General features: G+C 47.4%; 17 protein-coding genes and 1 pseudogene. 6 read left to right on the top strand and 12 right to left on the bottom strand.

Features of this window, described 5'->3' with window-relative positions; genetic code table 11:
* Nucleotides 1-237 precede the first annotated feature (237 nt).
* Nucleotides 238-855: a hypothetical protein gene (locus M891_RS0119565; RefSeq protein ID WP_028539988.1), complete on the bottom strand. Its 618-nt coding sequence runs from the start codon at nt 853-855 to the stop codon at nt 238-240.
* A 114-nt stretch (nt 856-969) separates the two neighbouring features.
* Between M891_RS0119565 and M891_RS24220 the strand changes: the two genes are divergently transcribed.
* The 4 genes from M891_RS24220 to M891_RS24725 all read left to right on the top strand — a co-directional run bounded on the left by M891_RS24220 (nt 970) and on the right by M891_RS24725 (nt 3,623).
* Entirely contained in the window at nt 970-1,215 is a 246-nt protein-coding gene (locus M891_RS24220; protein ID WP_028539987.1) for a hypothetical protein, read from the top strand.
* Nucleotides 1,216-1,221: 6 nt separating this feature from the next.
* Entirely contained in the window at nt 1,222-1,548 is a 327-nt protein-coding gene (locus M891_RS24215) for a DUF2269 family protein (RefSeq protein WP_232228383.1), read from the top strand.
* A gap of 689 nt (nt 1,549-2,237) precedes the next feature.
* Nucleotides 2,238-2,969 (top strand): CPBP family intramembrane glutamic endopeptidase, encoded by a 732-nt coding sequence (locus tag M891_RS26200; RefSeq protein ID WP_016314432.1) that lies wholly within the window; start codon nt 2,238-2,240, stop codon nt 2,967-2,969.
* 87 nt (nt 2,970-3,056) lie between these two features.
* Nucleotides 3,057-3,623, top strand: a complete 567-nt coding sequence (locus M891_RS24725; protein ID WP_051417126.1) for a hypothetical protein — start codon at nt 3,057-3,059, stop codon at nt 3,621-3,623.
* An 87-nt stretch (nt 3,624-3,710) separates the two neighbouring features.
* Here M891_RS24725 and M891_RS0119535 read toward each other — a convergent pair whose 3' ends face one another.
* From M891_RS0119535 to M891_RS0119490, 11 genes and pseudogenes are all read right to left on the bottom strand, one after another.
* The gene (locus M891_RS0119535; protein WP_028539986.1) at nt 3,711-5,105 is read right to left on the bottom strand and encodes a sensor histidine kinase; all 1,395 of its coding nucleotides are present in this window, start codon (nt 5,103-5,105) and stop codon (nt 3,711-3,713) included.
* Nucleotides 5,096-5,755 (bottom strand): response regulator transcription factor, encoded by a 660-nt coding sequence (locus M891_RS0119530; protein WP_028539985.1) that lies wholly within the window; start codon nt 5,753-5,755, stop codon nt 5,096-5,098. Before M891_RS0119530 ends, M891_RS0119535 begins: the two co-directional genes overlap by 10 nt.
* 33 nt (nt 5,756-5,788) lie before the next feature.
* Nucleotides 5,789-6,553 (bottom strand): lantibiotic immunity ABC transporter MutG family permease subunit, encoded by a 765-nt coding sequence (locus M891_RS0119525; RefSeq protein ID WP_028539984.1) that lies wholly within the window; start codon nt 6,551-6,553, stop codon nt 5,789-5,791.
* Nucleotide 6,554: 1 nt separating this feature from the next.
* On the bottom strand, nt 6,555-7,286 hold the full coding sequence (locus M891_RS0119520; protein ID WP_028539983.1) for a lantibiotic immunity ABC transporter MutE/EpiE family permease subunit: 732 nt from the start codon (nt 7,284-7,286) through the stop codon (nt 6,555-6,557).
* Between the two features lies 1 nt (nt 7,287).
* Nucleotides 7,288-7,998 (bottom strand): lantibiotic protection ABC transporter ATP-binding protein, encoded by a 711-nt coding sequence (locus M891_RS0119515; protein ID WP_028539982.1) that lies wholly within the window; start codon nt 7,996-7,998, stop codon nt 7,288-7,290.
* Nucleotides 7,999-9,161: 1,163 nt separating this feature from the next.
* Complete coding sequence (locus tag M891_RS0119510) at nt 9,162-10,742, bottom strand: IS5 family transposase (protein WP_375256423.1); 1,581 nt, start codon at nt 10,740-10,742, stop codon at nt 9,162-9,164.
* A 312-nt stretch (nt 10,743-11,054) separates the two neighbouring features.
* Nucleotides 11,055-11,240 (bottom strand): hypothetical protein, encoded by a 186-nt coding sequence (locus tag M891_RS25070; RefSeq protein ID WP_232228382.1) that lies wholly within the window; start codon nt 11,238-11,240, stop codon nt 11,055-11,057.
* Nucleotides 11,241-11,501: 261 nt separating this feature from the next.
* Nucleotides 11,502-11,591 (bottom strand): annotated as a pseudogene (locus tag M891_RS26195) (lantibiotic ABC transporter ATP-binding protein); the annotation flags it as partial.
* A gap of 610 nt (nt 11,592-12,201) precedes the next feature.
* Nucleotides 12,202-12,618: a hypothetical protein gene (locus M891_RS0119500; protein ID WP_139816702.1), complete on the bottom strand. Its 417-nt coding sequence runs from the start codon at nt 12,616-12,618 to the stop codon at nt 12,202-12,204.
* A gap of 92 nt (nt 12,619-12,710) precedes the next feature.
* Nucleotides 12,711-13,070, bottom strand: a complete 360-nt coding sequence (locus M891_RS0119495; RefSeq protein ID WP_028539979.1) for a hypothetical protein — start codon at nt 13,068-13,070, stop codon at nt 12,711-12,713.
* 99 nt (nt 13,071-13,169) lie between these two features.
* Entirely contained in the window at nt 13,170-14,633 is a 1,464-nt protein-coding gene (locus M891_RS0119490; RefSeq protein ID WP_028539978.1) for a potassium/proton antiporter, read from the bottom strand.
* A 571-nt stretch (nt 14,634-15,204) separates the two neighbouring features.
* Here M891_RS0119490 and M891_RS0119485 point away from each other — a divergent pair.
* Nucleotides 15,205-18,270 carry a hypothetical protein gene (locus M891_RS0119485; RefSeq protein ID WP_232228381.1) on the top strand — a complete coding sequence of 1,022 codons (3,066 nt, stop codon included), beginning with the start codon at nt 15,205-15,207 and terminating at the stop codon, nt 18,268-18,270.
* Between the two features lie 45 nt (nt 18,271-18,315).
* Nucleotides 18,316-22,886 (top strand): RHS repeat-associated core domain-containing protein (locus tag M891_RS24205; protein WP_232228380.1); only part of this gene is annotated, 4,571 nt, incomplete at its 3' end.

Here is a 22,886-nt window from a genome sequence, read left to right as displayed (position 1 = left end):
CGCCGGAGCACGAGGCCCGGGAGCAAACGAAGGTTCAGGAGAGAATTTGCGTTGTCCGTTTGCACTAGGTTTTGAAAGAAACTGAACGTGCGTTTCTAGCTTGCAAGGGCTCTCCCTGACGAAGGCATAACATGTGGTAACCAACCCACGGATAGCAGCGTGCCGACCGTCGCTCGCATTTTTGCTCTCGCGCCACGTNCTCAGGCAGANTTAAAACCGAGGGCTTGACAAAAACGTTCATAGCAACGGACTGGAGGAGAAGATTAGAATCATATTCGGGTCCCCGTTAATCAGCCAACCACCCAAGGTTTGTGGAATAAAGCCCAACATGGAATTATAAGGCATGGTTAAGAACCACAAAAAAATCATGATCAAATAGCTATAAATGCCAGGAAGACTTCGGTACACAAGATATCCCAGGATGATGGAGTAGAAAAAGGGAATGAACCAACATAACACCGTATAGAGCAGGGAATCCAGGATGTCTGACTTGGTGATATTGTTGTAAGTAATTCCGATGTAGGCCATAACAGTTATATAGAAAAGAAAGTAAATGGCAGCAGACAGCGTCAACCAATACAGGAGCTTACTTCGATGATATAAGGCATACTTAGGTGTTACGAAAAGGTGCTCCTCAGCATGGTTGTTGATTTCCATTCGTGCAATTTCCGCGCCATAGATTGAAAATAGAAGGGACATCACCATCATAAAATAGACTAGGCCAGGCACAACCGAGAGATCAGTTAAGCTTGACCTTGGCAAAAATATAGCTGCAACGATGGTTAAAGCAAATAGAGCCATCCACAACGGAGTCCGAATAAACTGCTTGATTTCCATTCCAATCATTTTTAGCATAGTAACCTCAACCTTTTAGTGGAAAATCCCTCTTCATATATTACTATATATTCCAAATTAGTAAATGAATTAGGTCATTTGCCGAGGAAGTGGTTATGATACAGCGACTGTTATTTGGAGCAGTATTATGAGCGGACCGTTTACTTATCTCAGCTCTGGATTGAAACGGGTCAGCAGCACGGCGTTATTCCCGAAACCGTTGAGGCGGACAAAACGGCTGAGTTGTTCACGCTGATGACGCTGGGATTCCGAATTCGTGCAAGAATTCCGAACGTGCACGCGCTGGTTAATGCACAGGACTTAACTTCACTGATGACGAACATATTGAGCCCCGTTAGAGAACGGGAAGAGAAAGGGTGATCGGTTGTGGGATTATGGTTAACCTTGCATGTACTAGGTGTCTTATTGATGGTGGGAAATATCATCACGGCGGCATTTTGGAAGAGCCGGGCAGACCGGACCGGGAATCCCCAAATTATGCACAATGCGGCTAAGAACGTGATGGTCGCGGATTATATTTTTACGATTCCTGGACTGGTCCTGATCGTCCTTTCTGGCGGCATGATGACAGGTGGCTTGGGCTACTCATTAACGGGGCTGAATTGGCTTACTTTATCTCTGGGCTTGTTTGCCGTGAGCGGATTGATTTGGCTGATCGCCAGAGACTCGACGTTGGCGTTTAATCCTAAATAAGATAAAGATACCCAATTTTCAGGAAGGATAGAGTGCGATGAATAAACCGAAAGTGGCGGTCATTGGCAGCTTGAATATGGATATTGTGGTGGAAACGCGCCAGCATCCGCAGGTTGGGGAAACGCTGCTTGGCGAACAGATTCGCTTCATATAAGTACCAAGGAACAATATCAATGGAAGAGAATAAAAGTAGTGAAAAAACTACAATAGGATTTATGCTAGATGAAAGTTCTATTTTTAGAGGTAGCTTATTAGAAAATATTACCTAGGGGTTGAAAGAAGAACAGATTGATATAGATAATATTAGGAAGGTATTAAATCAGGTCAAATTAGAATATTTATTTGATAAAACTGAAGGATTAAATACCATATTGGATGAGCCTACTTCCGGGCTTGATGATTTGACAGAACAAATCGTATGGGGAAACTTTCGTAGAGAATGTAATGACTCGACTATTCTTTATAAAACACATCACCAAAAAATCATCTATAGTACTGACCGAGTTCTACAAATAAGTAATGGAAAAATAAACAATGCTGTGAATATAACAGAAAATTATAGTCTACGTTTCCAAACTTAAATATAAATCCCATAACCAGTGAACTGTTAGTTTCAGCTAGAAAATTAGATTAGTATCAGAAAATAATTTTGATAGTTGAGACAGAAAAATAACTACTTAGGAGATCTAATGGAAGTGAAGAAACGACTCAATCTATTTTCTTATGAAGATACCATAAATGTGAATAAAAAAGATGGTATTATTCTGATTTTGTATTATGTGTATCTAATGACGTGTACGTATCTGTTTGGGGTAATGATGTTCAGCACGAATTTATTATATGAGACGTCCAAATATATTAATAATATTAGTTTATTAAGAATTATACTAAGTGTTCCCATGTTCGTATTTCAATTACTCCCTATTATGTTGATTTTATTATTTCGTGGGCATTCTCTATCGACCATTGGAATTACTAAATTCAAGATACTTAAATCTATTATTATTGGACTAATCGCTGCTGTACCATTAAATGCATTACCGATATTTGGATATTTAAAAGGGAATTATACTATTCAACTTAGCCTAGGGAATGCGCTGTTACAACTTATATATTATATTGTTATAATTGGATTTGCCGAGGAAGTTATATTTCGGGGATATCTTCAAACACGAATTTTTACTCTTATTAGTAATAAATACCTTGCAATTTTTACAGGTTCATTTATGTTCGCAATCCTACATATTCCTTTTCATATGGTCCGATCCGAGATGAGCCTTTATGAGTTTATAACACACGACTGGTTCGATCTATTGTTGAAAGGTTTAATGCATCTAATCTTTGTATTCATTTATTCTCGGACGAAAAACATCATTGCCCCATCAATTGCACATGGATTAATTGATTTTTTTAATAATTAAAGGAACTTTTTTTCGAGCGAGTTAAGAGGTCCTATCTTCGAACGTGGATAGGACCGATTTTAAATAATAAAGGAAGTGAGATAGATATTGAAAAAAATCGTGCTTCTGGTTTTCAGTTTGGCGCTACTCATCACGGTCACGGCTTGTAGTGGTGATAACAATTCTGCCAAGGCTGGTGGTGAGGGGAATCCTGTAGAAGTAAAGGCCAATAATCAGGATATTAATCCGGTTATTATTTCAAAGAACGTGGAAAAGTCGGATTACAGTAATATGACTCCTTTTCAATCCATTATGGAAAATAATGTTGCAGATCTTCCCTATGTTAATTTAGGAGAAACGATTCAAATAAAATTTCATGACCAAACAACTGAACCAGGCTCGTACGAGCTGATTGATTATATTTTGACGGAAGAAGGGAAGATGAAATATAAGATACCCGAGTTTAGTAGGCTTGAGTTGAAGTTCGATCATGGTACAGCTTCGTTTGTTCTTAAGGAGAATATGCTGGCCTATGCGAGCTCAGACAGTAAGGATTATGAACCAGGCGCTGTCTTGAGAGGTTTCCGGCTATTGTGTAGTTGGGATCACGACATCCAAGAGGTGGCATTTGTAATTCGAACCGATGCCTTTTCCGAGAACGGACTGACCAAATAATTAAAAACTGGTGCAAGAATTGAAGTGACTTAAGGAGAGAATAAAAACCTCCTGGGCACAGCCAGGAGGGGGAGCCATGTAAGAAATTTAAGGATACACCGGCACCTCCATCGTCACCTCGCCCCCGCCTGTCACCTGAGAGTTGGCGAGATGCAGTTCACCCCCATGCAATTGGGCAACAAATTGGGTGATATAGAGGCCCATGCCGTAGTGTCCGTTGCTTCGGCGGGAGGGGTCGCCCATATAGAATTGTTCGGTGGCGTACTTGAGCGCTTCGGGCGAGAAGCCCGGACCTTCGTCGGTCACGCGGAATTGAATCCGATCGCCCAATGCCTCCACCGATAGCGTGATTTTACTCTTCGCCGGAGCGTGATCCATGGCGTTGGCGATGACGTTCATGAGGGCGCGCTCCAACAAGACAGGATCGGCATAGAACTCGTCCGGCAGTTCGCCAACGAAGTGGACTGCGACGGAAAGCTCTTTAACTGCGGCGAGAGCCTGCATCTGGACTTCGAGCGCATGGATGAACTCTTTCAGATCGAGGTTGACGGGCTGATAGGAAGCCGCAGTTTCCGTATTCGTGATTTCGATCAAGGTCTTGATATAAGCTTCCATCTGGCGGGCGCTTTGGGCGATATATTCGGTGTATTCCCGTTGCTCGTCCGACTGCTCCGTTTCCGAGAGGAGCTCAACATTGCCGCGAACGATGGTGAGCGGAGTTTTGACGTCATGGGCGAGCGCTGAGATTTGAGCCCGGCGGCGGCGCTCCAGATTCCATTGCTGCTCCAGCGAGCTCTTCAGGGCATCCCGCATCTGATCCATGGACCTAAGCACTTGGTCAATTTCAGCGATCCCGCTGTATTGGATGGAGAAGTCCAGCTCCTGCTCCTGAATGCGCTGGGTTGCCTCCTGGAGTCCGCTCATTTTGCGAGCTAACTTTCGTCCAAACGATGAGGCCAACAGAACGGCTTGAAGCAGAAAGAGAATGCAGAACAGCACAAAAAAGGCCAGTTCCGCACTAGGCATCAAGCGGCGCAGGGGCTCTAAGTTAAACTGGGCCGCAAGAGAATACCGGAAGATATAGACCTCTTGGCCATGCGTCACCTTCGTATAATGATATAGGAAAGAGTAACCTTTCGCTTGGCCCCCCTCCATACGCTTCCACGCCGTCTCACTTTGCTTGGCGGATAAGCTGTGTTCCAGGAGCTTCCCGTCCACCGTGTACTTCGCATATTGGTACAACGCAGAGGGCGAGTCTAGCCGTACCTCCTGTCCCGCCGTGAGACGAGACTTGACGTCCTCCACCTGCTTCTCGGCATAGTCTGCCGGGAGAACGACTCCCGAGAACAGCAACCCCATAAAGATCAAGGCTAGCAATAGGGCAAGCCCAATCGTTCCCAGACAAAAAGCGGCTAAATATTTAAGAAACAGCGTACGCAGCTTGGTTTCTTTCGGTCCTGGCGTGACTCGGGCTATTTCCATCGGTAACCTATCCCCCACACGGTTTCAATCGGATTCACGTTCATTTGGTTCAGCTTGGCACGGATATTTTTGACATGCTCGACGATAGTAGAAACTTCACTTTCTCCATCGAATCCAAACACGGATTCATAAATCTGATCCTTCGAGAACACCTGCCCCCGATGTAATGCCAAAAATTCGCAGATGGCATATTCGCTTTTGGTCAACGGGATGAGGGTATCCCGCACCCGCATCTCCTTGCCCGACAGGTTGAAATGTACTTCGCCGATCAAGAGAACGCTGCGCCGTTCCCGGCTTTCCCGGCGGAGGTGGGCAGCAATTCGCGCCCTTAACTCGCCTGCGCCAAACGGCTTGATGATATAATCGTCCGCCCCGATGCTTAAGCCCTCCACCAGATCATTTTCCATGGATTTGGCAGTCAGAAACAGGATGGGGCAGTCGACCTTGCTGCGAATTTGCCGGCAGAGGGTGAACCCGTCCAACTCCGGCATCATCACGTCCAGCACGATCAGGTCAAAGCTTCCCAATTGCAGCGTTAACACATCAGAAGGAGAGGAGAGAGCTGTGACGAGATGTCCTTCTTTTTGCAAAATATTCCGAATTAAGGTCAGTACGGCTGGATCATCATCTACCGCAAGAATATGGGCCATGTTCTATCCCTTCTTTATTGATGAGATCTAAGTTTAGTCCAGCGATCTCGTACCTTCCCATCGCCGGAACCACACTCCTAAGAATACCATGATTGCCAAGGTTCCTGTAAGACAGGTAAGGATTCCGGGTTCAAGCAAAGAGCTCGCCGGGATCGGGAGGGAGGCAGTGTTCGCGACCCCGTATTGCATCCAAAGGCTAACGAACCGGGCAGCCCAGGCGCAAGGGATATAGATCCAGTTATGATCCCCAAGACCGGTCAGCAGGAGGGCAGACACGAGGCTCTCCAGAATCCCAAGACCGATGGATGCCCCTTTGCCAAAGCGCAGACCCACGTAGAGGTGCAGAGCATAGAGAAACAAGCTGCTTCCGAACAGGAGCCCCGCGGCTTCGATATAGAACGTGAGCCCATACGGAGATTGAGACAATAAATACAGGAAGCCAACTCCGAACCCCACCGAAGCCAGAATTGTACTGCCTAAGCCCAGCAGGAGAAGCACGGTCAGCTTACCAGCCAGGGCAATAAGGCGGTTCGGCAAGGTGAGAAGCTGCTGATAGTTTCCGGCGGTAGCCTCCTGGTCCGCAGCGATGGCACAGATGATACCGATCATCGTTGGAAAAGAAACCGCAAGCACCTGCAAATAACCGCTCACTTTAGAAGCTGGCGTAAACGGAGTATAGGCGTAATAACCTAAGAAAATCACGATCACGGCCAGCGGGACGAGCAAGTGCACCCACAGGGTTGGTTGTCTGTGGAGCTTGATAAGTTCAGATCGGAGACAACGGAAGTAGGTGCTCATATTACTTGGCCTCCCGATGGCGGAATACACGCATCGTCAAGATGCACAGCAGGAAGAACAGGCTAAGCGTGATCAACACCCCTGGCAAAATAACGCTCTTGTCCCATAAGGCATCACCTTCGGGAACCGGCAACCCGTTAGGAAGCACGCCGATCGCGGCGCACATCAGCCGAGACGGAATCGCATAGGGCACAGCCCACCAATACGCCGTCGTAGCCAACAGAACGTTGCAGGCGATGTTCCCCAGCACATTCACGATCATCGTAGCAAACATGCCGATCCGGTCGGTTAAGAACAGACAGAGCGGGATCTGCCAAAGGAAGGTCAGAAAGAGCAGCAAGCTGCCCAAAGCGTGATCCGCTAAAGTCAATCCACCAGGGAAGACTAGCTCGCTAAGCGCAATCCCGAGCATTAAAATGACCGAGGAAACCAATAACAGCCCGGCGATCACGCCGATTTTAACGAGCCAAATCTTGGGCAGAGGCACCGGCAATCCGAGGATCGCTCGATATTTTAGCTTTTTGCTGTCTTTTTGGATTACACCCGTGCACATCAAAGTGAGCGCTCCGGGAAGCAAAAGGGTATACCACCAGTTGTAGCTGGCGATTTGAAAGAAGCGTCCGCCCATCAATACCGCGCATAGCAGCAAGGTGAGCAGAGGGGCTAGCCAGGTCAGTTTTCTCGTAAAAGTTCGTTTGGTTTTAAGAAATTCTGCACGGAGGTAAGCTTGCATCTTATTGCTCTCCTTTCTGGTGCTCACGAGCAATTTGCATAAATAGGGATTCAAGATGTTCTCCCGGAGTAACTGCCTCTTGATAAGCCAGCACGCCTCCGGCAATAATGCCGATGTGATCCGCGATTTGCTCTACTTCGGATAGGACGTGGCTGGACAAGATAACCGTGATCCCCATCTTTGGAAAAGAGCGAATCAGCTCGCGCAGCTCCTGAATGCCAAACGGATCGAGACCGTTGGTGGGCTCGTCAAGAATCAGCAGCTTGGGGCGGTGGAGCAGGGCAATGGCGATCCCCAGCCGCTGCTTCATTCCCATGGAGAACTGGCCGGCGCGTTTTTTCCCAGTGTTCGTTAAACCCACCGTCTGCAACACTTCATCGATGCGAATGTCCGGTAGACCAAGAAGTGTAGTCCGCACTTTGAGATTTTCTCGGGCCGTTAAATTCTCGTAGAGCGGAGGCGACTCAATAAGAGCGCCGATTTGGGATAAATGCTCGCGCGACCAGGGGGCGCCTAGAAATTGAATCTCACCGGAAGTCGGCCGCAGCATGCCGGTCAGCATTTTAAGCAAGGTGGATTTCCCAGCACCGTTGGGTCCCAGCAATCCGTACACGGAGTTCTCCTGAATCGCGAGCGAGACGTTATTGACGGCTTGCTGCCCCTTAAAGCTTTTACATAGGTTCTGCGTCTGCAGAATAAGGTTATGGTTCATGTGTACTCATCCTTTTCATCCATTCTGGAACCTATGGTAAGGGGGAATTATAAGAATTTGATAAGGATTGCGGTTATTTGTCATACAGAACTATTTTATGAATTGTTGATATCCTTTAGCTTGGCAGTTTAGTCGACTTTTTTACTCTTTTCCTGACCTCTATCAGACCTTTTTCGTTCCGTTGTTTGTCCGCTTAAGGGCCGATGACGGTCGCTGAACTGAAATAAAATGATAGTGTCGAAAGATAGATCTTCATCCTTAAGCAGGGCCGAGAGTGAGATTTTCTCGGTCCTGTTTTTTTCTCACCAGTTCCAGAAATCATACGGCTAGCTATTGCTTCGGACGAGCCCATTGTATCGGATGTGAGGCTAGGTAGGTGCTATATGGGAAAGGTGTGTAACAGTGGATAATCGGAGGACTCGTCGAAAAGGGAGACGGCAGAGTGATCCATGGAACACAAGTGGGGAAAAGCAAAAGCAAGCGAAGGTAGGTGAGATGATGCAGATGACCTTGGAGCTACTGTTATAGACCCCGATCGGGACTACGAAGGTTTGTCTTCTACGAGACTATTCGTGCGGCTGTTGAGTCGGAGTAGAACCGGAGCTTAGCCGCTGCTTCAAGCGGAGGTTTCAGTCTCTGTGCATTTTGTCCTTTCCGGAGACTGCAGTCGGAGATCAGTCTGTGACATTATCGTGTGCTGTTTGCCGACGTTATCACTGAGGGGCTGCCTCTTGGAGCGGGGATAAGCTTCAAATTGAAGGACGACGGCACACGCTCTATCTGTATTCGACGTTCACAAAGATCGTCTGGTTACTAGTCAGCAAAGCGATCAAGATGGGAATGCTCTAGTGGAAGGGGAGAGAAAATTTGTTTGTTTTAAAAGATAGTGGCCCTAAAGCTTTTTAATACCCAAAATCAAAATGTTATCAAAATAAGGAGTTGTTGATTATGCCAGAAGCAACATGTACTTATTATGCAGGTAATCACCAAATGAGACCTCAAGGATTTGCCTTCCTATGTGATGAAGATTATAATCGCATTCACTGGGAAGTTACCCCTGGCCTCTATAAATGTAAGTGTGGGGATCGGTTCATTTGTGAGGGGTCACCTGAAGCCGGAACAGTAATTGGTAAGTAGGGCTTGCTGAACAAGATTCGTTCCATTTACACCCAACGTAAGTCTCTAAACCCAAGCAGTCTGAAAAAATGCAAAAAGAGAACCCGCAGTCGCCGCTCCAGATTCATGACCAGAAACTGAAGGGCGATGACGGTCAAACTGGTTTCGGCGCCACGCGCCCGAATGCGACCTAGGCCCAATTTGCGCTTGCCTTCTCCAAATTTTCCTTCGATCGCATTACGCTGTACAGCGTCCTGGCGCTCTTGCCGACGATCGGCGACTTCACTTTGCTCTTTCGAGGGTCTGCCGAGCTTCGGGCCACTAAGGCGAATCCCTAGCGTTTTGCAATAGTTCAGGTTGTCTCGATTGCGGTAGATTTTATCGGCTAGAATGACGGCGGGATAATACCCGAATCGTTGTTTGTACGCTTCCACCGATGCTTGCAGCGTGGTTGCCTCGTTGAAGCTGTCCCATTGTGCCGTTTCGATCCAGGCGTAACCGTCCACCAGACTGGCGGCGATTTTGGCGCCGAACTCCACGTTCGCTCCAGCTTTGCCTCGAACCATCGGACGTACATGCGGCTGTTCGATACTCACGATGCGATCGGCGACGATATGTGTTTTCTTCTCCATCATTTCGCGCTGCTGACGGTAGAGCTCCGAGATGATCAGAAGCTGGCGATAGTGTCTTTTGCTCAGTTCCGTGAGAGGCGTATACTTCACGAGGGCTTCAATAATCCGCAGATTCCGTCCCACGTAGCCAAGTTGCTTTTTGATCGCTTTGCGGATCACCTTGCCCGATGCCTTGCGTTGCTTGGAAACACTCAGGTACGATTTTCTGGCTTTCTCGCGGTACGTGCGCGGCTTCTCCATCGCTCCGACATGGGGACGGTGCAGCACGTCGATGATGTCTTCCAGGATTTCACGGGCGTGATTCAGCAGCCCCAAGTCAGTCGGATACTTGATGTCCGCAGGCGCGCATGTCGCATCCAGCATGAGGGTGCCCTTGTTCATGACTTCCGCTGTCGGTGCGGCTGTAGATGGCAGGACGTGTAGCTTTTTCGCCATGTTGCGGGGTTTCTTCGCCACAACAGGGGGCTCCTCGGGAATAGAGAAAGCGTCCCCTACCTCCATGGTGAGCTGCGAGCCGCCCGCGTCGTTGTCATCGTCATCGCGATCTCGCTTGGACGATTTCGGTTTCGCCTCGACCTCTCGCTCTGCTTGCAGCGCGGCTTGGGCGATCCAGTCGTTGACTTCAGCTAGGATTTCCAAGCCGAGCCGTTCCCGAAAATGCGTGAGCAGGGAGTGATGAAACGGCACTTCATCGACATACGCGGTGTAGCCCAAGAAGAACTGCAAATATGGATTTTCCTGGATTTGTAAGGTGGTCTCGCGGTCACTTAAACCAAGGCGCTCCTTGATGATGAGCGAGCCGAGGGCGATACGTGCCGAGTACGCCTTTTGGCCGATGGCTGGGGACTTGAACGAGCTCACATATTTCTCTTCTACTTTGTCCCAAGGGATGATCGCCGCAAGCTGCACCCACCGATTGGTTGGATTTAATTTTCCGCCAAAGGGCAAATAGAAGTTTTCCAACAAGTCTGCCATATCTCGATTCAGCACGAACACTTTCGCTCACTCCATCTGCAAGGTTTTTTACCGATTTTCCGTGTTTTCTTTGCAGATGAATTCGACAAAAGTGTCTCTAAACCCTTGTGAGATAAGGATTTTTTGATTATTCAGCAAGCCCTAAGTATGTTACTGAGGGTGCAATTCTTGGAGCAGCGGTACTTCAGGGCGTAGGAGTATTGAGAATTGACTCGAAGTATATTCATGAAACAACTGCAAGAACATTAGACGGATTTACTTTCCTGCCATAGAAACAAAATAGAGAAAAGCCGTTGCAAAAACAACGGCTTTTCTTTAGATAGTATATAGTAATTATAAGATTTTGCTCAACAGAATAATTACTGCAATTATACCAACTAAAATCAATAAATTTGTAATTTGTCTCCGAAGTCCAGGAACACCATGAGAATGCAACTTTTTTTCGTTTGTGTCAAAATAAGCTTTAGCACCGTGTGGATCAGCAGAGTCAGAAAAAGGTTTCCCGTGATCGTCAATCATGAAAGTTCCCTCCCCGTTCATAACTTAATTCATTATAACAATAATTTGATCAATTAACAAATTTGGGATAATAGCGAGAATTTTGATAAATTGAGAGCGTTTCGAGATAATTTCTTCGACTCGCTCAAACAATATTCAAGCCAACTCATCATCAAGGCGGGCAAGCCCTTCCCCAACTGCTTGCCGGCTTTAAGTATGATTAGGACAGTCTTGTGTAGTTATGGACGGAAAATCAATACGTGAAAAATCATCATCAGCTCCCCGAAGTTCCTGAATGCCGATAGGAACGAGGGCGTTAGTCGGCTCGTCCAGAATTAGCAGTTTGAGGTGGTTAAACAGGGCGATGCCGACCGTTGCTTCCCCCTATGGATAACTAGCCGAAGCGTTTTCTCCCAATGTTGTTCAATCGGAGAATGATCCGCCTCTATTGCCATCCTGAATAAATAGTGCTTTTGTAGACGAGGAAAAGGATATCGATCCGACGGCGTATGCACGACTGTCTCAACTGTATTACGACGCTTATATTGACAAGGATGACAGACTGGCCCCCACCGCGTCTCTGATCTTAGAATCGCACGAAATGCTGATTGGGTTACCTGAAGCTGTAAATTTTTCTTGTTGGAATAATTACCGTGGAGAAGATGCGGAAAAGTATGCGTAAAGGTTATTACAGGCAGGTGTATCTGTAATGGCAAGAAGAGAGACCGATAGCAGTCATGGTTTTGTATTGAGCCGGGATGACCAATTTGAAGAAGCAGAAAAAATGGTATTCCACTGGACAGGCATATAAAAAAATTGATGGTAATTCAAGTGAAGTTCACTAATAGAACAGCACTGGCTAACTCGTAAATTGCAGGAATGAAACTGCCATGATATGCTTTAGATGGTTTGGATCAATAACCCGCACCCTTGGCGCTAACCTGGGCGGGTTATTTTCGTTTATTCGGCTGACGAGCATCCACTACTCCAACGTAAAATCAAGCTTCATCTGAATATCCGTGCCGCGTTTGAAGTACAAGGTGTACTCTCCGGGTTCCCACTGCAGATTGTTCAGCCGCATTTCAAAGGCCGCTAAATCCGCCGTCTCTCTCATGGTCTCAACCTGAAGGATTTCGCTGTCTCCGCGTTTGGTGACATATAACTGAGCCTGACGTAGGCTTTCCTTCTTGTCCGGATAGATGGCCATGGCGATAAGCCGGGCCTCGTTCTTAAAATGATCCGAAGGATCGTTGATCCTAGGGAATTCTTGGTTTTGGACAAACCCGAGCTGGAGATCATATTTCGTGTTTCTGACCAGCGTGGGATACACGTTTAGAAAAAGTACGATCATGGCGAGAATCCCAAGGGGAATCAAGAGCAGCATAGTTCTTCGTTTCATAGTCGTTAGTGCCCCTCTGTGCCCTTTTTTCTCTTCTGTTGGATCTTTTTTTGGGGTGCCAACGCTCTTATCTCTCCTCAAAATTTCCCGCCTCACAATCCGTGCATGATTTGATACTCCGCCCATTTATCTACTTTGCTCTTCAAGAAGAGATGACTCCGGTTAGGCAAGACCATGCTAGGTAAAATCGAGTAAGTATCACATGAGCGTGTGCCCTGTAAATTTTCTCTTTTCTTCCGATCCAACTCCAGAAGGTCCTGCAGGTCACTCATGGGAATGCCTAGGTAATCGGCTAATTCACTTTCGGTTAAGATCGACTTATTTGCGATATCCGTCTTGGCATGAACCTCCTCCTCGGACTTGTCCTCTCCCCGTTCAGCTAAGATGTAGCATCCTCCTAGAAAAGCAGCAGCGAGAATCAAACTGCAAATGATATTACTGTATTTCTGCATTCCATCTATGCCCTCCCAAATATTAACAATCACATTCAAGTATAAGGCATAGAAAAATGGATACCAAGTCATTTCTTCACAGATGTTCTGTTCCCTCTCTCAACTACTCTCCTGCAAAAACACCTGCTCATGAAACAGCGCTTTGATCTCATCGGTTTGTCCTTTTCGCGCCAGAACATATAAGGTGTCCCCGGCTTGCAAGCGGGTGTGGCCTCTTGGGGTGATCATTTTCTGGTCGCGGATAATGGCGTTGACTAACGAATCCTGCGGCATTTTCAGCTGCCTGAGCTCTTGTCCGTCTGCGGCAGAATTTTCGCTGACTTGGATTTCTACAATTTCGTGATTGGTTTTGCCCATAGATACCAGCTCTAGTGCATGTGGAACTATGGTTTTCTTGCCCTCGGACAGGCCTAGAAGATTTGCTAAAGGCGAGATCGTCGCCCCTTGAATTAAAGCGGAGGTCAACACAACGAAGAAGACAACATTGAAAAAGAGGTGGCCATCTTCAACGCCGGCGATAAGTGGGTAAGTGGCCAGCACGATCGGCACTGCACCGCGCAGTCCGGCCCAAGAGATCAGGAGCTTCTCTTTCACGTTAAATTTCATGAACATCGTACTGAGGAAGACACCGATCGGCCGGGCGACAAACATCAATAAGATGGATAACGCCATGCCTTGCCAGATGATATGAATGAGATCAGCGGGGAAGACCAGAAGTCCAAGCAGAATAAACATGAGGATTTGCATCATCCAGGCAAAGCCTTCGTTAAACCGGAAGATGGAGTGGCGGTAGGTGAGGTCGGCGTTACCAACCCACATCGCCATGACATAGACGGCAAGAAGTCCGCTCCCTTTGAGCAAGGACGTAGAACTGTAGGTAAAGATCGCAAAAGCCATCGCTAACACGGGATACAGCCCGGAGGAATCGAGGTTGATTTTGTTGATGCACCAAACCGCGATTTTTCCTAAGAGCAAGCCCATCGCCAACCCCAAGCCCATCTGCCAGAAAAAACTCAAAATCATCGTGAACATACTAGCATTCGGGGATTGGATCAGCTGGATGACTGAGACGGTTAAAAAGACAGCCATCGGGTCATTCGACCCGGATTCAACCTCAAGGGTGGAGGTGAGCTTCTGCTTGATGTTTTTCTCGCCGAGCACTGCAAATACAGCCGCGGCGTCCGTTGAACCGACGATCGAACCAAACAGCATACCTTCCAGCCAAGTGACGTCCAGGATGTATTTTGCGCAAGCCCCAATGACCAGCGTGGTCAGCACAACCCCGAGGGTCGCCAGCGACAAGGAAGGAGCCAATACGCCACGGACGTTCTGCCACTTGGTTTGCAGCCCGCCTTCAAACAAGATGACAATCAGTGCCATGATGCCAAAGAGCTGGGTGATCACGGCGTTGTCATAGTAAATAAACTTACTTAGGATCATGCCGACAGCAATAAAGAATACGAGGGAAGGCAAGCCGAGCCGCGAGGAAAACTTGGTGGTAAACACTCCGATGAACAACAGCAGGGAGAAGAGAAGAATCGTATTGTCAATGGTAAAGGGCAAACGATCACCTTCCTTTATCTGCTTGATAACTATATTTTACCTTTCGACTATGGAGCTCGACAATTCATTTATATGCCTTGTACGGATTTTTTCGACCTTATGTGTTGATTTAATCCATAGATAGATCCATGATAAGTCATCTTCTATACAAAACTGTCCGTTATTTGACCGCCTTCTGTCCTTTGCATGTCCGCTTATAGACCGATAGAGCTGGATGATAAAGAATAAAATGTTAGTGTCGGTCACATAACATTAACTTTGTAGGGCTGCGATAGATTTATCGTGGTTCTTTTTTTATTGCAATTAAGGGCACTGCAATGAGAAGAGCAAGGTTCGGAAGGGAGGTGATGAAGTTGAGCTAAGAACATGTAGGTACAATATTCCTATTTATCAACTAAATAGGAGATCCGATAAGAGATATGAATCAAAAATCCTTAATATGGAAGGAGAGGGAAATTGTATGAGGAGGAGCAAAGCAATATTAACTTGTCTTGTCGCCCTGTTGTTTTTAGGAAGTTTGGGGCCGGTATCGTTAAGGGCAGAAGGAGAATCCAGCTGGAATTCCCTTGGGGTGGTAAAGCCACCTGTTGAACACAATTCTAGCCCATCCGTGACGAAGGATGTATATACCGTAACGAATAGCGTTTATCTACTCGCTGCTGAGAAGACGGAATTAGTCATCTATCCGGGGGAGAGCGTCCGATTTACAAACGATACATCCAACTTAATCTCGATTACAACGGATGCCAAATCCAGCAATGATATTCGCTATGATTATGTTTCTTACAACAGTGAAGGCAAGGTAACTTATGATGATCTCGCCCATACTGGCAGTGCAAGCGTGCTATCCAAAGGGGGTACCACGGTCATTACTGTGGATTATCCTTATCCTCTGACGGTCAGTTTTAATTCGGAACTTTCATATGCTTACTCCCCGGTTCCTGCCCTGTTAAAAAAGACGTTACGCCGAGGAGAGAGCTACTTCATTTCCAATCAAGCTTATGCAGGTCGATCTATTATGAGTGACGCGACTTCAACAAACGGGAAACGTTACGATTACGCGGTTTATAAAGAAGATGGGTCCCTAGAGAAGTCAAGTTTTGACACATATACCAAGCCTTCCTTCAGCGTGGGTGATTCGATTATTTTAACCGGAGCCTCAGAAGAACCAGTAACGGTAGGTGTCCCTTACGAAGGCTTCATTGGGTATGAAACGGATGAACCAGCCTATGACAGTGTGCTGCTGTATCCGGGAGAGAGCTATAAGTTTACAAACGTAGGTACGAAATCGGATCGAATTGAACATTCTGGAACCACCAAGGACAAATTTGACTATGTAGTTTATGACGCGAATGGTACGGAAACCTCACGGGGAACGAATACCTCGACCATGCCTTTGGTAGCCGTGGGAAGGTATATGACGCTAACTCTTCTTACCGATAATCCGGTCCGGGTTGGGGGTCCGTACAGATCCTTTATGGGCGGTAATCGCCAGGATGACGCTATTAGCCGAGTAACATTATCTCCAGGTGTTTCTTACAAATTTACCAATAATGGCACACTTCGTAATCCTGTGAATAACAATGCCAGAGAGGTGGATGGCCTGTACGATTATACCGTTTATGAGGCGGATGGCAGCTACTACTCCCAGGGCTTTGATTCGATTAGTACACCACAGCTGCCTCCCGGCGGGTTTGCGATCATTACCGTGCAAGGGTCGGTCCCTGTAACCTTTGATTATACGGACGATTTTTCTGCTGAAGTCAGTGCGGAGCCGTCTCACTTCCGGGTAACTCTCTCGCAAGGCGAGAGCTACGAATTTACGAATATCTCTTCAAGCCTTCGTACATTGCGGTCCAATGCAACCTCCAGCAACCGATTTGATTGGGTGGAGTACTATCCAGACGGAACGCAGCAAGGAAAACGGGAAAATACGTATACAGACCCGCAGGTATCTAGTGGGAACTCGATTGTTGTTACGGCAGTTTCGGCTCCGGTAACCTTCGGTGCAAATTATCGCCTGTTCTCGTGGAAGGACAAACCGGGGGAGGCGATCTCCAAACAAATCGTTCGGTTAGGTGAGTCTTATACGTTTAGCAACACAGGCTCAAAGTCGATTGTTATCAACAGTGATGCGCGGGATGTTGGAGGCATCTATGACGCCGCCGTTTACCGCGCTGACGGCAGTGTCTATAGTGTATCGTTTGAAGAAACAGGGAATGTGACGATTCCTGCCGGAGGGTATGCAATTATTACTGGTCAATCTGCAAGTCCGGTGAAGATCTCTTATACGGACACGATCACAGTAGCTTCTTCGGCAAATCCTGCATTGCTTCGGGCTACGGTTGCTCCGGGTAATGCTTATACCTATAAAAATATAAGCAATGAAACAGAATTCCTGTATAGCAACGCCACCATGAATACAAATGAATTTGCCTATGTCATCCGGCGTCCGGATGGAACCGTGCATAGTGAAGGCGCAAGCCGGTACACGTCTGTGCAAGTTTCAGCAGGCTACACCATTACGGTAACTCCGCTGGCGGCTCCGATTACGTTCGGGGCGGTATATACCTCGTTCACAGGCACGGCGGGCGAGGATCCGACGGTTAAACGGGTGACTTTGTACCAAAATGAAAGCTATCTATTCACCAACTTGCAGGCTTCCCCTCAGACCTTGACCAGCGATGCGAAGGCTAGTCTGGGTACGGGGTACGACTACGCAATTTATCGGGCGGACGGTACTCCGGATACAGCGAAATTTGATCAGGACGGTAATCTCTCCGTACCCGCGAACAGCCAGGTTGTGGTGACGGTAACTACGGATCGAGCCGTAACCTTCACCTATGGACAAGCTTTTCAAGCAAGCCCAAGTGCAGAACCGGCATTGTTGAAACGTGTACTGGAACCGGAACAACGGATCGGATTTAAAAACATCGGCAACTTTGAGGCAAAGCTGACGACCAATGCTAACATTTCGGCTAACCGGTACTTTGACTTCACGATTCTGGATGCCTATGGAAACATCGTCCGGCAAGGGAATCAAACCGCGACCTCGTACGATGTACCAGCAGGTGGGACGATCCAAGTGAAGACGACTTCGGCTAACGCGGTTCTTTTCACAGCTCCTTACCACAACTTCGAATTTGTGCACGTAGAGGAGTGCGTGTTTGAGGACTTGCTGCATCGTCAGGTTTTATACGTGTACAAACAAGCCGGACAGAGCGGCTATTACCGATTTACAGCTCCTGAAACAGGAAGGTACCGTTTTGCAACCAAAGAGCTGCAAAATTTTGCGATTCAACCGATCCTTACGTTGTACGATCAACCGAATTTGCGTACTGCGCTTGCCTCGAGCAACGAGAATGAGCAGGAGTTCGGACTCGATTACACCGTTCTGGAATTCGCTCTTCAGGCCGGCAAGACGTACTATTTGAAACTTGAAGAGGAGAACGCTCTCCCGCTTGAACTGCAGCTAATGGCGTCGATCATGACGGTGCTTCCAGAAGCAAAGTTCAACTATCGTCCGGATGGACGGCTTACTGAGATTTTGTTTCCAACTGGAGACAAGTTGATTTACGACTATGACCCGAATGGGAATTTGAAATATCGAACGAAAAAAGTCTTTCCGTTCCAGTAATGTGTCGACATTGAACCAAAAACGAAACTCACGGGGTGATTAAGGATGTTTAAGAAAGTCATCGGTCTGGTGTTATCTATATCACTGATTAGCACGGGCTTATTGGACGCCATGTCTTTTGGCGCTGCTGCGGATCACAGAGGAACGGATAATTCAACAAACGCTTCCTCGGCTTCCACTGAATTCCTGACCGTATCCGGGATCATTCGTCAATTTGACGTTCATGAAAACTGGATAGATGAGCAGTTGTCCAAAGGATATACACTTTATCAGATTTATCAGGCATTACTTGGCGGAAAGGACGGTTATGAAAAGGCCATTTCTCAGTTCAGGCCCGCGTGGAAGATCGAACAAGCTACGGACTTGTTCCCAACGTCCGGGCAGGCCAAAGAATCTTCGGCGCAGAAGTCCAGCCTTCCAGTAGTATTCGCCGCTGCTGACGATTACGATCAATTGGCTATCGAACAACTATCGCTGCTGGATGAATCTTCGATGTATGAAATGGGTTATGCCGAGGATTCGGTTGACGCTGCTACTGGCGACGTGAGGCTCCTTGCTACGGATTTAACTTTGCCCGGGGCGCTTCCTTTTGGGCTAACGCGTATATATGACAGTGCGCGGGCCAGTGAGGAAATCGGCGTGGCATTGGAAAATGGAGCTTACGTGAACCGTACAGCAGCCCGCCGGGAAGAGCGGGATTCTGCGCTAGGCCGGGGCTGGAGATGGGGGCTTCCTTTCATTGAAGAACGGGAAGGTACGCGGATTTTGGATTTTCCGGGGATTGGGCGTTATTCGTTATCGGATGATCTGAAGCTGCAAGGGTATCCATGGAATGACCTGTTGCTGACCGCGGACGCAACCAAGACAGTTGGAGGTCTGACCAGCGATACGAAGGTTTCGGTGTTGAACGGGAATCAGTATTATTTCAGCGCTTCAGGCCACCTCATTCTGATTGCTGACAACTATGGGAATCAGGTTGAGTTCTACTATACAGCCCAAAATAACGCAACAGTCCTGTCTCGAATCAAGAACAGTGACGGCAATGAATTGACTTTTGCCTATGCAGCCGGTCAGGTTACGGTAGCCCAAACGGGCACGGATCGGAAGATGGAGTACTACACAGCAGTTGATAACGGCCAACCTGTATTAAAAGAGGTTAAAGATGCGTTGGGCCGGAGTACCAAGTATTTTTATACCTATCCGGAATCTCGTTATAATTTCTTGGCGGCTTTAAAGGATCAAGAGGTGCAGCAGCCGGTAAAGCGCTCGGCATTGTTAATGCGCGTGATCTATCCTGCTTCAGGAACGACTGAGTTCGATTACGTACCTGCTCGCAAGCAAATTGGTGAGTATGCAACGGACTTTGTTTTTAAAGCGAAGGAGCGCAAAAATGTCTACTCGACACCGCTAGGAGATGTTGTCCTCCGCCCTGTGGAGTTTAGTTATTCCGGTGAAGACTTGAACAGCTTTGGGCAGGCCGCAGCCTGGACCACGACGATTAAGGAAGCTCGAACCACAGATACGTTGAAATTTCGGAAGGCTTTTCTGGGCAGCGGTCAGCCGGATCGGTTGTATCTTGATGAGCAGAGAAGTGAAGAAGCAACCACGGGATTTAAGCGGCAATTTCGTTATGATGATGTGAAGGGCTGGAATGTGCCTGTGCAAGTCACGGAGAGCTATTCGCAAGGAGGCAGCGAATCGCAGCCTCTTACGGCAACCTATCGATACAATGAACAGGGACAAGTGTTATCGGAAAACTGGAGTACCGGACAAGAGACGATTTACGAGTATGCCGGTTCCTCCGCTCCTTACTTCTGGTCTCTGCCGAATCAGGTTCAAACCAAGATCAGAGATGGCCAAAAGCGTATCCATCGTTTCCAATACAATGAACGGGGAAGCGTGTCTCAATCCTCGGTAAGAGAAAATAGCGCTACCGGCAAGCTGCTGTCTCAAACGGATTGGGAATATGATAATTACGGCAATCCGTTAGTAAAGAAGATCAAGGACGATAAGCGGACGAATACAGTTAACTTTTCTTATGCATCTCCTTACGGGAAGCACTTGCTTACTAAACAATCGATGGTGATTCATGCGGTTGACGGAACATACACCGAAACGAAGCAGAATTTTACCTATACGGCCGCAGGGGATCTTCTTACGGCGGAAGATGAAGCAGGAGCTGTCACGACTTACACGTACGATGCACTTGGACGAGTCATAAAGGCGCTGTACAGCGATCAGTCCCAGACCACGGTTCAATATGACGATGACCATAATATCGTCACGACAACCGGGCCGGAAGGTATCGTCACCTTGGAGAAATATGATCCGTTTGGCTTTTTGGTTAAAGAAGTGGTGGATGACGCCATCTTCGAATACACCTACGATGAAGCAGGGAACTTGGACCAGCAAATCGATGCCGAACTAAACATCACGAGATTTACTTACGACGGGTTCAACCGACTCACAAAAACGCTTTATGCTGACGGCTCGCAGGATGATACCAGCTATGATATGGTGAATCGCACAATAACCTACACGGACCCTGCAGGAGTTAAGCAACGACAGAAGCTGGATTTGCTGGGGAACACTATAGCCGTAGAAGAATGGAAGAACGGTGCGTTTACCCCATTGCAACAAGCTACTTACGATCTGGAAGGAAATGCACTGTCCGTGACGGACGGTAAGGGGCAGCAAACCCTTTATGAGTATGACGCATTAGGACGTCTTGTGGCGATAACCGATCCGGAGCAACGTGTTACGAAATATACGTATAGCTTGGCCGGCGATTTGATCAAGATCGAGTACCCAGATAACACATACGTGGAAAAAGAGTACAACGAAGCGGGCAACTTGATTCGCCAAATGAATGAAGAACATTTGGTGGAGGCTTATTTTTATGATTCAAGAGGGAATCTAATTAAATCGTTAGACCATTCAAGCCGGTTTACGGAGTATCAATATAACAGCGACAACTTGCTTACAAAAATCCAGGCACCGGATCAAACGATTCAGTACACCTATGACGCGATGGGGCGTCGTACGGGGATGACCGATGTCACGGGGAGTACGGTATACAGCTACGATCCGCTGAATGGATCCTTAATGTCCATTCAGTATCCGGATGGCACGCGTATTGATTATACCTACAATAAACAAATGCGTACGGGGTATACGCTGACGGACACCACCGGAAAAGCAGCAGGCGCAAGCTACACGTTAGATAAAATGAACCGGGTCAGCACATTAGGTGTCGTGAGAAATGCAGCGGGGACTAGGAAGTCTGCGTTAACTGCTGCCTCAAAGGCATTGGCAGAAATCGATCGTATTACTTTTGACTACAAGGCCAACGGGTTGCTGGAAGAAGGTGCGTCAGCTAACGGACCAAGTACGTCTTACGGCTACGATGGCTATGACTTGACGGAGATGACAGTCACCGCTGGTGCTGCGGCTGCTGCGAAGAAAGCGGCTGTAAACGCAAAAGAAAATGCTGCGACCGTAACCGAAGCGGCATATGGCTTGGCCAAGATGAGTGTAGCTACCGGGCATACGTTTAGGTATGAATATGACCTTAACAAGAACATCATCAGCCGTATGCAAAACGGTGCTGTCGATACCTTTACTTATGATCCGTTGAATCGAATTCAGACCGAAAGCGGGTTAAAGAACAAACGGTACGCTTATGATGCACGCGGCAATCAGTTAACCGTGGAAGGCCGAGAACTCCGAGGCTTGACGAATGCGAACTTCACCTTCGACAGCCTGAACCGATTAACGAAGGTAAAACTGGAAGATGGCAAAGAAGTGAGCTATGTCTATAACGGGGACGGCTTACTCTATGAACGTGTGGAAGGGACCAACCGGACCCGGTATTATTATGATGAGGACGCGAAGCTGATCGCCGAAGCCAAGGTTAGCGGAGGCACGCCAAGCGTAACCTATACTTATATCTACGACCTGAGCGGACGTTTATGGTCTCGCGTGGACCAGGCCGGTGGCGAGGTACAGTATTACCAACTCAACGGTCACGGCGACGTCATTGGCCTGACCGACAGCCAGGGCAACCAACTCAACACCTACACTTACGACATCTGGGGCAACCCGGAAACTGAAGAAGAGACGGTTCCGAACATCTTCCGTTATTCGGGCGAATACTGGGACAACACGACGGATCTCCAATATCTTAGAGCTCGTTGGTATGATCCGAATGCGGGAAGATTCGTCTCCAAGGACCCATACCAAGGCAGCATCGCGAATCCGCTAAGTTTGAACCGGTATTCGTATGTGGAGAATAATCCGTTGATTTATGTGGATCCGAGCGGGCATTTTAAATTTAAACCCAAAGATGTCCAGGAACTTACAAACTTACTGAATGAAGCGCGGGAGAAATCAGAGTTCAGTAAGAAGAATAAATACTATCAGGTATATAAAGATTTCATCTGGGAACGNTACGATTTTGGATCCTTNATGGATGAAAACCAATATAATTACTTNTACGGTTTNGTAACAGGNACGAGTGCCTATACCAATAATGCTGGTACAGCAAGTTGGGCGAGAGAACAACTAGTCGATGCGTATTTCGAACAGAAAGAAGCAGAATATGTCGCATTACTCGC

Source organism: Paenibacillus sp. J14 (assembly GCF_000518465.1).
Taxonomy (GTDB): domain Bacteria; phylum Bacillota; class Bacilli; order Paenibacillales; family Paenibacillaceae; genus Fontibacillus; species Fontibacillus barengoltzii.
This window is presented reverse-complemented; position numbering and strand designations above follow the sequence as displayed.

Excerpts from the sequence above, each read along its gene's own strand:
- M891_RS25070 (WP_232228382.1), bottom strand. The coding sequence starts at position 11,240 with ATGATTGACGATCACGGGAAACCTTTTTCTGACTCTGCTGATCCACAC.
- M891_RS0119500 (WP_139816702.1), bottom strand. The coding sequence starts at position 12,618 with ATGAAACGAAGAACTATGCTGCTCTTGATTCCCCTTGGGATTCTCGCC.
- M891_RS0119515 (WP_028539982.1), bottom strand. The coding sequence starts at position 7,998 with ATGAACCATAACCTTATTCTGCAGACGCAGAACCTATGTAAAAGCTTT.
- M891_RS0119535 (WP_028539986.1), bottom strand. The coding sequence starts at position 5,105 with ATGGAAATAGCCCGAGTCACGCCAGGACCGAAAGAAACCAAGCTGCGT.
- M891_RS0119530 (WP_028539985.1), bottom strand. The coding sequence starts at position 5,755 with ATGGCCCATATTCTTGCGGTAGATGATGATCCAGCCGTACTGACCTTA.
- M891_RS0119520 (WP_028539983.1), bottom strand. The coding sequence starts at position 7,286 with ATGCAAGCTTACCTCCGTGCAGAATTTCTTAAAACCAAACGAACTTTT.
- M891_RS26200 (WP_016314432.1), top strand. The coding sequence starts at position 2,238 with ATGGAAGTGAAGAAACGACTCAATCTATTTTCTTATGAAGATACCATA.
- M891_RS0119495 (WP_028539979.1), bottom strand. The coding sequence starts at position 13,070 with ATGCAGAAATACAGTAATATCATTTGCAGTTTGATTCTCGCTGCTGCT.
- M891_RS0119565 (WP_028539988.1), bottom strand. The coding sequence starts at position 855 with ATGCTAAAAATGATTGGAATGGAAATCAAGCAGTTTATTCGGACTCCG.
- M891_RS0119525 (WP_028539984.1), bottom strand. The coding sequence starts at position 6,553 with ATGAGCACCTACTTCCGTTGTCTCCGATCTGAACTTATCAAGCTCCAC.